This is a genomic window from Catenuloplanes sp. NPDC051500 (genome assembly GCF_044454585.1).
In the GTDB taxonomy this organism is placed as follows: domain Bacteria; phylum Actinomycetota; class Actinomycetes; order Mycobacteriales; family Micromonosporaceae; genus Catenuloplanes.
In genome coordinates this window covers 101,778-114,286 of the sequence record NZ_JBITDX010000003.1, presented here as the reverse complement: position 1 = coordinate 114,286, position 12,509 = coordinate 101,778, and the positions used below count along the sequence as shown (strand labels likewise).

The window sequence follows — 12,509 nt, the reverse complement described above, 5'->3', positions numbered from 1 at the left end:
AACGTGCGGCACTTCGACCCGCTCGGATGGCGCGGCCCTCATTGCCGCGCCCCAAATCTTGCCAGCCAGTCCTGCGGCAGCCCGTCGCAATCATCCTGGCGGTCGGTGCGGCGATCAGCTCGATCGGCCTGGTTCTGGTCGCACTTGAGGTTGAATCAGCAGCGGCAGTGTGTGCCGGCAGTATCGGCGTTGTCTATTCGATGGCCAGTCAGGCGGTTGCCTCCCTAGTGAGGCCTGCAGCCTGACCCAATGCAGAATGCGGCCGCCCAGAAGGGCGGCCGCATTCGTGCTTTCCAGCAAATCTCGCTCTACTCGGCGGTGTTGATCGACACCGCGCTCGGCGAGTCCGGCTGACCGACACCGGCGGTCGCGATGGACGTCAGTATCGATGCGAGCGCAGCCGCGCCAGCGATCCCAGCCGCCGCCTTCCAGTCCAGCATGAAGAGGCTGGCGCCGGGCTGCCCGAGCGCGGCAGCCACGGCGAAAGCCTGCGCGGCGGTCTTCGCCGCGCGTTCGCCGACCTGCTTCCAAAATGAGGTCTTTCCCATGATCGCTCCCAAGATTGTCGTACGTGTGTGCTATCGCGCTACGGTGCGCGGATGGTGCAGCTGGAGCGCCGCCGCGATCGCGACGGCGGGGACGTATGGGTGGAGTGGGCGCCGGCCACGGACGAGCACGGGCACAGCCCGGTCCGGCCGGGATGGGGCGCGTGCCCGGTCTGCAAGTGGGGCCTGCGGCACTGGGCCTGCGGCGACCACGCGTGCGACGGGATCGTGCACGACCCGGAGCACGAGCATCGCGAGACGCCGCCCTGAGGTTGGCCTAGCCGACGTCGATGCGGCCGTTCGGGACCTCGATCGGGTGCGACACCATCGCTCGCAGCTCATCCCGGCTCACGTGCGGGCTGAGGATCGCCGCCCGCCACCGCCGTAGCTCGTCGGTCATTAGGGCAACCGCGCCGGACAGCTCGCGCACGTTGGCGGTTGCCGTCCGCGTCTGGTCCTCCAGTTCGGCGACGCGTTCGCGCAGCGGCGTGACGAGGGTGAGCGCGGTGTCGGTGATGACGTCGGCCGCGTCCGCACGTAGCTTGCGGCGCTGGGCCAGCACCGCGAAGCCGCCGGCCGCGCCGAGCATGCCGCCGAGCGCGGCGATCGCGGTCAGGATCTGCCCGATCACGCCGCCGCTCATCGGTCACCCTCGACCAGCAGCGGCACGTCGATGGTCGTGCCGGCCTCCGCGGCCCGGCCGAGGCGGCGCAGGTCGCGGATGATCTGGCCCCACCGCCACCACGAGGCGACCGCGGTGCCGGTGACGAACGCACCCGCGGCGACGGCCTGCATGCCGGTGACCGCGTAGAGCGCGATCGAGTACATGGCCGAGACGGTGCCGAGCACGGTGATGCCGACCAGCTCCAGCCCGAGGCCGGGCAGCAACCGGCGCCGTGGCCACGCGACCCCGGCCAGCCCGAGGGCACCGGCGATGACCAGCCCGGTCTCCCAGGCCGCCTGAACCGTGGGCGGCATCGCGGTCGACACCGAGCGAGGCGCGACCGCGCCGCCCACCTGCAGCACCACGCCGATGGTCAGCGCGGCGATGAGCGTGCAGACCTCGTACGGGTGCCGGCCGGTCGCCAGGGTCAGCGGCCGACCGCCCATCAGGCGACCGTGACGAGGATGGACAGCGGCAGCGTGGCGGTGCTGGGGTCGCCGGTGATCCGGCCGATGGTGATCGAGTAGCCGGTCGGGCCCTTCGCGGCGCCGCCGATGACCAGGGCGGTCCGGCCGCCGGCCTTGATCTCGTGCGTGGTGACCACGTACCCGGCGCCGTCGTGCACGGCGACGCGGAGCTTGACCGGGGCGCCGGTCTTGGTGTGGTCGGTCATCGCGGACAGGTAGATCCGCCGGCCGGCCACGAGCGGGTTGGGCGCGTACCCGGCCGGTTCGGTGCCGATGACCACGGCGGATTCCGGCGCGAGAAGATCGCCCCGCTCGTTGTAGGCGAAACCGGCCGGGACCGGGATGGTCTGCTGGGACATGTCGTCGTCCTCCTGAGGAGTCGTCGAGGTGGTGGTGTCGGTGCCGGGCAGGATGCTGACGTGGATCAGGTAGGCGCGGACCATGGCGACCGCGCCGCGGCCGCGCGCGTCGCGGAAGAAGCTGATGTGGGTGTGCCAGGTGTGGTCGAGGCCGCCGTTGGAGCGCAGGCCCAGCCGGTCCCAGCGCCGCACGGTGCGACCATCGAGGGAGTAGATGACCTCGCGGATGTCGCGGGTGAAGCTGGCTCCTGCCGCGCACTGGGCGACGAGCCATGCGGAGAAGTGCCGCAGGTTCGCCTTGCCGCGGGAGAAGTCGCCGACATCGAGCGCCGCGGCGTAGACGTCGGGCTTGCGGTCGCGCGGCGATTCGCCGGCGGAGTACCACGAGCCGCGTGCGAGCGTGTCGACGCCGCAGTGGTAGGTGTCGGTGCCGACGTGCGCGGGGCCGCCGACGATGCCCACCTCTGCCGGGTCGAGGTCCGCCGGCGGGGTACCGGGGTGCATGTCGAGGTGCTTGAGCAGCAGCGCCCGGGCTTCGAGCAGTTCCTGCGGTGCGGCGGACATCATGCCTCCGGTTCGTCTATGGCTATGTAGTTCACGGCGGTGAGCGACCGGTTGACGTTGACGGTCAGGTCGTCGACCTGGGCGTGCAGCGACGCCCGGAACGCGGCCACAGCCGCCTCGAATGTGTCGTGCCAGCCGGGCAGAGAGGCCCACGCCGGGGCACTGATCGTGATCAGCGCGGAGCCGCCTTCGCCAGGCTGGCTGCACATGACGGTGTATGTGGCGACGTCCGGGTTGTAACCATCAGTCGGGTAGGGCATGACGTGCCTCCAGCGGAGAGGGGCGGAGAGGGGTCAGAAGGTGATGCCGGTCGCCACCGGCGCCGGGCCGCAGTCGTAGAGCACGAAGTGCGTGCCACCGGTGGCTGGCACCGGGGTGACGGTGCCCGAGGTGCCGTTGTATCGCTTTGTGGTCAGCAGCCCGGACCAGACGGGGGCGGTGCCGGGGCTGATGTAGTGGGCGGTCCAGTTGAGAACCGGCCCGTCCGCCCCCGACGGCGCGATCCGGTTCCGGTCCTGCGCGATCGTTGTGGAAGACGTCGTCGGAATGGTGTTGTTCTCGGTGACCCTCCACCTGAGCTCGTACTCGATGTTGGTTACCGATGCATTGAGGTGCAGGCCCGACATCTCGATCCGGTAGAGCCGGTTGGCGTGCAGTTGGATCGCTGGCCAGCGGAAGGTCGCCTGCTCGGTGCCGTTGCTGGCGGAGAGGCTGGTGCCGACCGCGATGTAGCCGCGGGCCTTGATCGGGTTTGCGACCGCGAGGAACCCCCACGCCGTCCCCGTCCATCCCTGGTAAATGTCGGTGTCGGTCTCGTAGATGGTCATGCCCTCGACCGGAGATGACGGCCTGTCGATGGATGTACAGACGATCACGACCTGCTTCATCAGGTAGTTGTCGACGTCGGAGGCCGTCAGCGGCGTGAGCCCGTCGAAGTCCTTGAACACGAGCCCTCCTAGTAGGCGAGGTAGTTGACGTCGAGCAGCCCTTGGGTGGGGTGGTCGAGGATGAGGAACGGGTACTTGCTGGTCGGCTGGAGGCCCCAGTTGGTCGTCCACCGATCGGCGCCGGTCCAGGTGTGCGAGATCGACCGGATGTAGACGTCGCGGGCGTCGACGATGCCGCCCGGTGCGCGGCGGACCACGGTGATGCGGTCGCCGATTTCGCGGCCGACGGCGTGAGGGATGAGCGCGTCCGGCCGCGCCCGGGTGTCGATCGTGAGCGTGGTGAATCGGAACTCCGGGGCCTTGGTCTGCGCGAGGACGTAGCCGGCCCAGCCGGCGGCCTGGTCGTCGTCGGTGACGGTAAGCATTTCCTCGTAGGGGTGGTCGCCGTTGCGGTCGATCGAGTCGAGGTCGGAGCGCTCGAGGGTCCCGCCGCCCTCGCGCGTCACCACGATCCGGTTGCGCAACTGGCCGATGTCGCTGGACAGTCCGGGCCGGCCGACGTACGGCAGCTCGCCGGCGCCGGAGCCGAAGACGCCTTGGCTGACGGCCGAGCGGGTGTCGGTGATGACCGCGTTCCGGCCGCGGAAGACCATGTCGCCGGAGGCGTTGACGTAGAACTCGCCGATCTCGTTGAGGTTGGCCTGCTGTGCCTCGTCGAGGGCGATGCCCTCCAGCGTGGTCGCCTGCAGCGTCGAGGCTCCGGTCCCGATGCTGCGCCGGGCGGCGGGCCAGCCGGCCGAGTCGAGGATGCGGTGGATGCGCGCGCCGGTGTTCTCGCCGGCGCCGACGGCGGGTCCGGCCGGCCGCTTGTACCGGGTGAGGCGGGACATGCCGTCGGTGCCGGTGATGGTGACGACGGAGTGCTCCGGGCTCATCGTCGACGGCAGCATCGAGTCGACGAACCCGGACCAGATCGGGTAGATGAGTCCGCCGTGCTCGACCCGCACGCGCATCATGACGCCCGGAACGACGATGCCCGCGGCCTCGAGCGTGGACGGGTCGAGGGAGCCGTCGAAGTCGACGACGGTCGCGGTGCACGTGCCGGCGTTGTACTCGATGAGCGGGCCCACGCTGCGCGTCGAGGACCGCTCCACCGTCACCGACATCAGCCGGTGCGAGTAGTCGGCCAGGGCGTCGTCCGGCGCGAGGTAGTGCGTGTCGAGCAGCCCCTGGGTGGGGTGGTCGAGGATCAGCCACTGGGGGTTGAACTCGACGCCCGCGGCCAGGCCGATCTCAAGCAGGACCCTCATTTTTCGTTCGCCACCTTGTCCCGCTTCCGGCCTCGAACGCCTTGATCGACTCGACTACCTGGCGCCCTACCTCGGCCGGGTGCGCCGTCGGAGGCACGTTGACCGTGATGTTGTAGGTCCGCGTGCCGCCCAGGTCGTGCCCGACCGGCTCCGGTCGGCCGGTCCCGTTGTGGGCCAGCGAGATGCCGGTGGGCAGGAAGCCGCCGGAGTCGTACGAGCCAAACGGCAGGCCCCAGTTCTTGCCGACCAGGCCGCCGCGCTCGGCACCCCAGTGGATGTGCGCGTTGCCCTGGAAGCGGCCGGTGCCGGCGTGCTGGTCGTAGACGTCGCCGGTGTACCGGAAGGGCTGGCCGTTCCATAGGTTGACGTCGTGCCAGGGGGTGATCAGCTCTTTGGTCTTCGCCCCGAACGTCGACTTGATCCACACCGCGAGCGCCCGGACTGCCGGCCAGTCGGTGGCCCGGTCCTGGGAGTGCAGGTCCAACTCGCCGCTCAGCGTGCGCGAGCCGGGCCGGTAGCCGGAGATCAACCGTAGGCCGGGGAATCGGTTGGCGACCAGCTTCGCCATGCCCGCGGAGCCGCCGAGCACGGACTGACCGCCGAGGCCTCCGCCGTCGCTGCCGAGCTTGTCGGTGAGCCACTGCCCGGCCCAGCCGACGAGCTTTCCGCCCATGCCGCACACGAGCGCGCCGAGGCTGCCCGCGCCCGGGATCTGGGCGAGCAGGGGCTGCGCGAGCCGCGCGAGCGCGCCCTTGGGGTCGGTGACCCACTCGCCCAGGCCCTTCGCGCCGTTGACGACCTTGCCGAAGAAGTCGCCGATGCCCGAGCCGATGCCGACCGGGCCGCCGTCCTCGCGGCCGTCGAGGTACGGGTCGACGTCGTCCCGGCTGACCTTGCCGCGCTTGGCGTTGATCGCCTTGACGAGGCCGAGGTTGGCCATCGTGCTCGCGGTGTTCGTGACGAATTCGCCCGACGCCACCTTGAGCAGCCCGTTCGGTCCGACCGCGAGCCGGTTGTCCTTCAGGCTCGGCATGCCGGGGATCTGCCCGCCGTTCGCGAAGCCCTTGATCTCCGGGATGCGGTCCTTGACGCCGACGAACGACGCGGCCGAGTTGATGCCCTTGATCAGCGGGTTGATCACGCTGTTGGCGACGAAAGTGATCGGCGTCTTCGCCGCGTCCTTGACCCGGTCCCAGGCACCGCGGATGGCGTCCACGCCGGTCCGGAAAGCGTTCGGGAGCGTGCCCGTGATAAAGCTGGCCAGCGGGCTGAAGACCCGGTCGCGGATCCACCCGTAGGCCGAGGAGATCGCGTTGAAGATCCCGGTCCAGACGGTGATCGTGATCGACAGCAGCAGCTTGAAGTACCAGACGATGCCGTCGATGGCCTTGCTCAGCCACGGCCACACGTACGTCAGGAACCAGGTGACGGTGGCGCCGATGCCGACCTTGATACCGGCCCAGGCGGCGTTGACGATGGCCCTGAAGGTCTCGTTCTTCTGGTAGGCGATGATCACGGCAGCGACCAAGGCGCCGATCGCGACGACGACCAGGCCGATGGGGTTGGCGGTCAGCGCGGCGTTGACCAGCCACTGGCCGGCCGCCCACACCTTGCTGGCGATCGCGGCCGCGTTCTGCGCCACGGTGGAGGCGATCGTGGCGGTGGTGGCCGCGACCGCCGCGGCGGCGGTGCGCACCCAGGCCGCGAACTCGATGGCCTTGACGCCGACCCAGACGCCGAGCGTGGTGTTGCCGATACCGAGGACCGCGTTGTACGCGATCTGCGCGCCGCTGGCGATCGCGGTCGCGGCCGCCCACGTTTTGGTCGCTGCCCCGGCCACAAGGACCGCGGCGCCGTAGCCCTTAACGATGACGAGCGTGCCGGCCAGTGTGCCGCCGAGAATCTTGGCGGTGGTTTCGTGCTCGCGGAACCAGTCGACCGTGTCACCGATGGCCGGGATCAGGGTTCCGGTGGTGTAGACCGCCAGGTCACGCAGCGCGGGCAGGACGACCTCCCGGCCGATCCGGGCCGCCTCGTCCATCGCGCCGTTGAGCTCGTCGCGGTGTGCGGCCGCGAAGTCCTTGACCGCGGGGATGGCCTGGCCGCCGATGACGCCGACGAATCCCTGCTGGATGGACCTGATGAAGCCGTCGACCCGCGCGCTGTCGGACTGGTCGGCCAGCCCGGCGGTCGCGCCGGCGAGGTTGCCCAGCTCCGAAGTGAGCGAGGAGACGTCGAGGTTGCGGAAGCTGTCGCCCAGGTCCTCGAAGGTCGTGCCGAACAGGCCGACGCCGATGGTGTTCCGCTCGACCGGGTCCTTGATTGCGTTGATCTTGTCGACGATGACGTCGAACGCTGCGGTCGCGGCCGGGCCGCCACTGGCCAGCTTCTTCGCGAACTCGTCGGCGTTGACGCCCAGCGCCTTGTACGCGTCGACCGTGGTCTTGCTGCCGTCGATCGCGCGGATCGAGAACTCCTTGAAGGAGTCCGCGGCCAGGTCGGCGTTGCGGGCACCGCCGTCGAGAAGCTGGGTGATCGCGCCGAGCGCCTTCGGCCCGTCGAAGCCCAGTTTCGCGAACTGCACCGAATACTCGGTAAAGGTGTCGAGCAGATCGGCGCCCTTGTCGGCGCCGTTCTGAAAGCCCTTAGTCAGAACGTCGAGGGCGACCTGCGCACTGGGCGCGAGGCCACTGCGGAGCATGGAGGAGACGGCTGCGGTGACGCCGGCGACGTCCTCATCGAAGACCCTTGCGATGTTGAGCGCGCCGGCCGCGATCTCGTCGAGGACCGGCACGGACGCGTCGCGCATCTCGGGGATGTTGCGGACCACCGAGGCGATCGCGTCGTTGACCTCGCCGAGGCTCTCGCCGTAGCCGCGGGCGTACAGCGCGCCGGCGGCCTGGCCGAGCCGGGCGGACTCGGTCTGGGTGAGGGAGAGCTGCGCGCGGAGCTTGTCCGTGGCCTTGCCGACCTCGAGCGCGCCGGTCACGCCGGAGGCGAAGGCGGCGCCGACGCCCGCGCCCAGGCCGAACGCGCCGAGGCTCGTGCCCAGGCCGGACTTGAGCTTGTCCTGGATGCCGGCGGCGATCTGGGTGCCGAGGCGGTTGCCGTCCTTGGTCGCGTCGATGCGCTTGAGCCGCTTGGTCAGCTCGCTGCCGAAGTCGTCCATCTGGGGCATGACCGCGACGAACGCAGTCCGGAGCACGCTCATCGGGCACCGTTCTTGACCGCCGCCGGGACCAGGTGCGGCTGGGGCGGCTCGTTCTCGGTACCGGCCTCGACCATCCACCCGTACCAGGCCCGCGGGGACCAGCCGACGATGAAGAAGACGAAGCCGTTCTCCCGGTCGTAGATGCGCTCGACCGCGATGTTGCGTCGGAGGTTGCCCGTGCGCTTCTTGGCCAGGCGCCGGGCGTCGCGGCGGATGGCGTTGGCGACCTGGCGGACGGCCTTGGCGACCTCGGGCACCTGGGAGAAGGCGGCGAGGACCTCGGGGCGGATCGGCTTGTTGTCGGTACGCACCGAGGTCCTCCTCTCAGGCGGGGATCTCGCCACGCCAGAGCGCAGCGCGGCGTTCCTCGCGGCGCTGGTGGGCGTTGATCTCAGATGGCAGCAGGGGCGCGTCGAGCCACTCGGCGAAGCGCTGGTGGCCGCAGTCCTCGGCGCACGCGGTCTGGCTGCACTTCTCGGAGTGCTCCTGCCGGGTGGCGAGGTGCACGTAGATGAGGTTGCAGAGCAGCCGTGGCGAGAGGTTCAGCCACCCAGGACCGCGGCCACCGGCACCATGTCCGCGAGCTTCGGGTGCGTGGAGACCGGGGAGGCTGAGGATGAGGTGCTCGCACTCGGCGAAGTGGACGACGGCCCAGGTGAGGAGCCTTGCGGCTCCTTGGTAGGGCGGCCGGCCTGCACCTCGAACAGCGCCATCGCGAGCCGCATCAGCTCGTCGATGTTGCAGTTGTGGTTGACCGCGAGCTTGTAGAGCCGGTCGAAGGCCTTGCCGTCCGCCGGCTGGTCATCGGCGGCCGGGACGGTGAGGCTGCACCGCATGGCCTCCCACATCGCGCCGAGGCCCTCCTGCTCGTCGATCTTGCCGGTGGCGGCGGCGCCGATCTGGAGCATGAGCATCGAGGGAATGACGCCGTGCACGACGAACGTCTCGCCGAAAAACTCGAAGGTGTCCTTGGCGGCGGCCGGGTCCGTCTCGCGGACCGCGGCGCCGAAGCTACCCAGATGGCTCATGCGCGGGCTCCTACCTCGTACGCGACCTGCGCCCGACACATTGCATCGAAGAGCCCAGGCGCGTCCTGGGTCAGCGCTCGGATCTTGTGCGCGGGCTGGTAGTAGAGCGCGTAGGCCAGCGCCGCGCCCGCGTTGATCTTCTCGATGGCGTCGACGGCCAGCACTGAGCCGGCGGCGGTGACGTAGTCCTCGGCCTTCGGCGTGCTGTCGGCCGGAGGCTGCTGCAGCTCCCCCGGCATCAGGTGCCCTGCGCCAGCGAGCCGGCCGTCCACCGCTTGTACGGGGTGGCGAGCACGGCGGGATCGGGCAGCTCGGCGGCGAACTCGACCGGCAGGCCCGCCTTGGCCGAAATCTCGCCACGCGTGGTCTCGACGGCGCCGCCGTTGAAGACCTGCGGCCACCAGATCAGCTCCTCGTCGTCCAGGCTGAGGAACGCGAGCTGGACGCGGATCTCGTTGCCGGTCAGCGGGGGCACGTACGCGCTGAGCTTGGTGCCGTTGGAGCCGGTGATCGTGATCGTGCCGCCGTTCATGGCGAGCTTCCAGTTCACGTCGCTGATGTGGCTCATCGTGAACGACGTCGTGCCGGACTTCTCGGTGGTCACGATCTTGACCGGGTAGACCGACTCCGCGACCCGGATCGGCTCGGTGCTCGTGGACTCGTTGTAGGTCATGCCGGACTCGGTCGCGCCGACCTGAAGCCATGCCGGATCCCAGGTGACGGACAGCTTCCCGTTGGCCGCGGTGACCGTGGGTGCGGCGGTGCCGAGCGGCGCCCAGCGGATGACGCCCGGGCCGGTCTTGATCTGGCCGGGCTGGATGGTCGTGGTGGCCATCTACTTCGCCTCCTTCCCGGCCGGGGCCGGGGTCTCCTGGCCGGCGGCGGTGGCCGCGGCGGTCTGGCCGGCCTTCGAGCTGGGAGACGCGACGTAGTCCTCCCAGCCGTTGGCCGTGACGGCGTCGGCCGACACCTTGTCGCCGACCCGGTACGCGTAGACGCCGCGGCCCGGGTCGCCGGCAGGGATGTCGGAGGTGACGATGCGCATGGTCACGAGGACCCCTCCGGATTCACTGTGAGCTGGACTTGCGTGAGGTATCTGGCCCTGCCGCTGGTCTCGTCCGGGGACCAGAGCATCGACAGGGGAACGGCGAGGCCGGTGACCCAGCCGCCGGTGATCGGGCCGAGCAGCCCGTAGAGCGCGGCCTCGCCGGTGCGCGCCAGGCGGTTCGCGGCGGCCTGGTCGCCGCCCCACCACTCGATCTGGAATTCCGGGCTGGCCTCCCACGGCCAGGCGTGCGAGCCACCGAGCGACGTGGTGCGCACGGCCGGAGCGTCGCCGGACGCGAGCCGCGTACCGACCCGGCCGGAGTGCAGCGGGACCAGCGCGGCGTGCGCCTTCAGGTGGGCAACCAGGGCGGCGTCAACGTCGGGCTGGACGTACACGGCTACTCCTGCGTCACCTTGATCATCACGGCTTCGAGGTGGTGGAGCCAGCCGCGAACCTTCCAGCGTTCGACGTCGCCCTCGACCTCGTAGGTCTGGCCGTCCCACTCGATCCGGTCGGAGGCGAGCAGGTCGGCGGTGCGCGGTAGCCACACCCGCCACCGGGTGACGGTGCGCTGCTCGTCGACGACGTCCTCGGTCGACGAGGCGGGCTGCACATCTGCCGGGTACGGCGTGCTGGTCGCGGCACTCCAGTCGGGCCGCTCGTTGCCGTACCCATCGCCGGCCAGCGGCGCGCGGAGCCGGGTGATGAGGTCGCGCAGCTGCACAGTCGGCTCCTACAAGCGGGTGACGACGGAACCCCAGGACCAGTCCGGCTCGGGGAAGGAGTGCAGCGGCCCGCCGCCTCCGGGCGCCGACCCGTCGCGATATGCCTCGCGGGCGGCGTCGAGGATGGCGGTGAACCGGGCCCGGTCGGTGGTGCGCGACGTGGCGCCGACGGTCTCGCTGGCCAGCAGCGTCGGGTTGTCGTACGCGAGCGCGGCCAGCTCGATCGCCCAGCCCCAGAGGTCGTCCGGGATCGGGTCGGGCCAGGTGGTGAGCTCGGTGGCGGACCTGAGCCACCCGGACGCCTTGCGCCGGGCGACGATCGCGCTGGCCTCGATCAGCGGCCCCTGCTGGAGGTAGTCCGTCAGCTCGGCCAGCGTGAACAGGTCCGCCACGTCAGGCTCCGTACTTCTCGCGCAGCTGGTCGCGGGTGAGGCCGCCCTGCTCGGCGGTCTCCTCGTCCGGCGCGCCCTGGCTGGCCGCGTATGCCGCCCAGTCCTTGCGGGAGGCGTTGGCGGCGGGCTTCTCCAGCTCGTCCGGCTGTTCCGAGTCGGCCGGCTCGTCCGGCAGTTCCGGCACGGGGCTCTCGCCGAGCGCGGCACGGCGGGCGGCGAGGAACATGGCGAACGGCGTGCCGTCGACCAGGTCCTTCGCGGTGGCGAAGGCGTCGAGGCGCTCGCCGCGCTCGAGGTCGTCGTCGCCGGGGATGTCGACGGTCTCGCCGCGCAGCGCCGTGACGCTGCGGTTCTGGGCGTCGATGTACCAGAACGCGCCGTGCTTGATCGTCTGCTTAGCCATTGAGCCCGGTCACCTTCTTGATCGAGTACGGGTTGGTGACGTACATGATCGGGACGACGGAGGACTGGACCCAGTCGCGCTTGGTCTCCTTCTCCTCCCACGTTTCGGTCTCCAGGCCCTGCTCGACGCGCAGCTCGCCGACCTGGCCGCGGGCGACCGCGTACGCGGTGCCGTTCGCGATGCGGTTGGAGGCGAACAACTCGTCGATGCCAGCCGCTGCGAGCATGTCCTGGAGGCTGCTGCCGTAGGCGGTGACCAGGTCCATCTTCTGCTTGGGGTTGACGATCCAGAGGTCGTACTGCACGCCCAGCTCGTCGGTGTCGGCCAGGTACTGGGCCATGGCGAAGTCGGCGGCCGGCCAGCCGGAGTTGTTCGTCTGGGACGAGCCCGCGGTGACCACGGTCGACCAGTTGTGGCCCACGAACGTGCCGGCGCCGCCGAGTCCGGCGATCGCCGTCTCCAGCACCGCGACCGCGTTGGTGTTGACCTTGCGGACGATGGTGTTCGCGAGCTGCGTGACCTGGTTGTTGAAGAACGCGATGTCGTTGCGGCGGCGCGCCTCGCGGGTGACGAAGAACTTGCCACCCCAGTCCTCGGGCAGCGCGACCTTCGGGACCGGTCGCTGCGAGCCGACGATCGGGTACTCGTCGCCCGGGCCGCGGCGCTCGACGTCGCGGTCGGTGTAGAGCTCGTTCGTGGTGGCCTGGTCGTAGACGACCGAGCCGGTGGCGGTGCCGCCGTTGGCGAAAATCCGGTCGACGATGAACTTCTGGAGCGTCAGATCCATGATCCGGCGCGTGACCCGGGTGGGCTGCTTGAGCGCCAGGTCGACGGTGAGGTTGTTCCCGCTGAGGGTCGGGGCCGCCAGCGGGTACGCGGTCTGCTGCGTGGGCATGGGTTCTGTCT

At 70.1% G+C, this 12,509-nt stretch carries 20 protein-coding genes; 1 reads left to right on the top strand and 19 read right to left on the bottom strand.

Annotation, left to right across the window (positions count from 1 at the left end):
- Positions 1 to 308 precede the first annotated feature (308 nt).
- On the bottom strand, positions 309 to 548 hold the full coding sequence (locus ACIA8K_RS07110; protein ID WP_396055903.1) for a holin: 240 nt from the start codon (positions 546 to 548) through the stop codon (positions 309 to 311).
- A 51-nt stretch (positions 549 to 599) separates the two neighbouring features.
- Between ACIA8K_RS07110 and ACIA8K_RS07105 the strand changes: the two genes are divergently transcribed.
- Entirely contained in the window at positions 600 to 815 is a 216-nt protein-coding gene (locus tag ACIA8K_RS07105; RefSeq protein WP_396055901.1) for a hypothetical protein, read from the top strand.
- A 7-nt stretch (positions 816 to 822) separates the two neighbouring features.
- On the opposite strand, the gene ACIA8K_RS07100 is transcribed toward ACIA8K_RS07105, so the two are convergent.
- The 18 genes from ACIA8K_RS07100 to ACIA8K_RS07015 are packed head-to-tail and all read right to left on the bottom strand — an operon-like array spanning position 823 to position 12,498.
- Entirely contained in the window at positions 823 to 1,188 is a 366-nt protein-coding gene (locus ACIA8K_RS07100; protein ID WP_396055899.1) for a hypothetical protein, read from the bottom strand.
- Complete coding sequence (locus ACIA8K_RS07095) at positions 1,185 to 1,655, bottom strand: hypothetical protein (RefSeq protein ID WP_396055897.1); 471 nt, start codon at positions 1,653 to 1,655, stop codon at positions 1,185 to 1,187. Before ACIA8K_RS07095 ends, ACIA8K_RS07100 begins: the two co-directional genes overlap by 4 nt.
- Entirely contained in the window at positions 1,655 to 2,599 is a 945-nt protein-coding gene (locus ACIA8K_RS07090; RefSeq protein ID WP_396055895.1) for a hypothetical protein, read from the bottom strand. The genes ACIA8K_RS07095 and ACIA8K_RS07090 overlap by 1 nt, the downstream gene beginning before the upstream one ends.
- Positions 2,599 to 2,859 (bottom strand): hypothetical protein, encoded by a 261-nt coding sequence (locus tag ACIA8K_RS07085; RefSeq protein ID WP_396055893.1) that lies wholly within the window; start codon positions 2,857 to 2,859, stop codon positions 2,599 to 2,601. Before ACIA8K_RS07085 ends, ACIA8K_RS07090 begins: the two co-directional genes overlap by 1 nt.
- 33 nt (positions 2,860 to 2,892) lie before the next feature.
- Positions 2,893 to 3,546, bottom strand: a complete 654-nt coding sequence (locus tag ACIA8K_RS07080) for a hypothetical protein (protein WP_396055891.1) — start codon at positions 3,544 to 3,546, stop codon at positions 2,893 to 2,895.
- A gap of 8 nt (positions 3,547 to 3,554) precedes the next feature.
- The gene (locus tag ACIA8K_RS07075) at positions 3,555 to 4,796 is read right to left on the bottom strand and encodes a hypothetical protein (protein WP_396055889.1); all 1,242 of its coding nucleotides are present in this window, start codon (positions 4,794 to 4,796) and stop codon (positions 3,555 to 3,557) included.
- Positions 4,780 to 8,007 (bottom strand): phage tail tape measure protein, encoded by a 3,228-nt coding sequence (locus tag ACIA8K_RS07070; RefSeq protein WP_396055887.1) that lies wholly within the window; start codon positions 8,005 to 8,007, stop codon positions 4,780 to 4,782. Before ACIA8K_RS07070 ends, ACIA8K_RS07075 begins: the two co-directional genes overlap by 17 nt.
- Positions 8,004 to 8,318 carry an HK97-gp10 family putative phage morphogenesis protein gene (locus ACIA8K_RS07065; RefSeq protein ID WP_396055885.1) on the bottom strand — a complete coding sequence of 105 codons (315 nt, stop codon included), beginning with the start codon at positions 8,316 to 8,318 and terminating at the stop codon, positions 8,004 to 8,006. The genes ACIA8K_RS07070 and ACIA8K_RS07065 overlap by 4 nt, the downstream gene beginning before the upstream one ends.
- A 13-nt stretch (positions 8,319 to 8,331) precedes the next feature.
- On the bottom strand, positions 8,332 to 8,514 hold the full coding sequence (locus tag ACIA8K_RS07060) for a hypothetical protein (RefSeq protein WP_396055883.1): 183 nt from the start codon (positions 8,512 to 8,514) through the stop codon (positions 8,332 to 8,334).
- A gap of 35 nt (positions 8,515 to 8,549) precedes the next feature.
- Positions 8,550 to 9,035 (bottom strand): hypothetical protein, encoded by a 486-nt coding sequence (locus tag ACIA8K_RS07055; protein WP_396055881.1) that lies wholly within the window; start codon positions 9,033 to 9,035, stop codon positions 8,550 to 8,552.
- Positions 9,032 to 9,274 (bottom strand): hypothetical protein, encoded by a 243-nt coding sequence (locus ACIA8K_RS07050; RefSeq protein ID WP_396055879.1) that lies wholly within the window; start codon positions 9,272 to 9,274, stop codon positions 9,032 to 9,034. The genes ACIA8K_RS07055 and ACIA8K_RS07050 overlap by 4 nt, the downstream gene beginning before the upstream one ends.
- Positions 9,274 to 9,870, bottom strand: coding sequence for a hypothetical protein (locus tag ACIA8K_RS07045; protein WP_396055877.1), 597 nt, complete (start codon positions 9,868 to 9,870; stop codon positions 9,274 to 9,276). The genes ACIA8K_RS07050 and ACIA8K_RS07045 overlap by 1 nt, the downstream gene beginning before the upstream one ends.
- Entirely contained in the window at positions 9,871 to 10,086 is a 216-nt protein-coding gene (locus tag ACIA8K_RS07040; RefSeq protein WP_396055875.1) for a hypothetical protein, read from the bottom strand.
- Positions 10,083 to 10,478, bottom strand: coding sequence for a hypothetical protein (locus ACIA8K_RS07035; RefSeq protein WP_396055873.1), 396 nt, complete (start codon positions 10,476 to 10,478; stop codon positions 10,083 to 10,085). Before ACIA8K_RS07035 ends, ACIA8K_RS07040 begins: the two co-directional genes overlap by 4 nt.
- Before the next feature lie 2 nt (positions 10,479 to 10,480).
- Positions 10,481 to 10,807 carry a head-tail adaptor protein gene (locus ACIA8K_RS07030; RefSeq protein WP_396055871.1) on the bottom strand — a complete coding sequence of 109 codons (327 nt, stop codon included), beginning with the start codon at positions 10,805 to 10,807 and terminating at the stop codon, positions 10,481 to 10,483.
- A 9-nt stretch (positions 10,808 to 10,816) separates the two neighbouring features.
- Positions 10,817 to 11,200 carry a hypothetical protein gene (locus ACIA8K_RS07025; protein ID WP_396055869.1) on the bottom strand — a complete coding sequence of 128 codons (384 nt, stop codon included), beginning with the start codon at positions 11,198 to 11,200 and terminating at the stop codon, positions 10,817 to 10,819.
- A gap of 1 nt (position 11,201) precedes the next feature.
- Positions 11,202 to 11,603, bottom strand: a complete 402-nt coding sequence (locus tag ACIA8K_RS07020; RefSeq protein WP_396055867.1) for a hypothetical protein — start codon at positions 11,601 to 11,603, stop codon at positions 11,202 to 11,204.
- Positions 11,596 to 12,498, bottom strand: coding sequence for a major capsid protein (locus ACIA8K_RS07015; protein WP_396055865.1), 903 nt, complete (start codon positions 12,496 to 12,498; stop codon positions 11,596 to 11,598). Before ACIA8K_RS07015 ends, ACIA8K_RS07020 begins: the two co-directional genes overlap by 8 nt.
- Positions 12,499 to 12,509 lie beyond the last annotated feature (11 nt).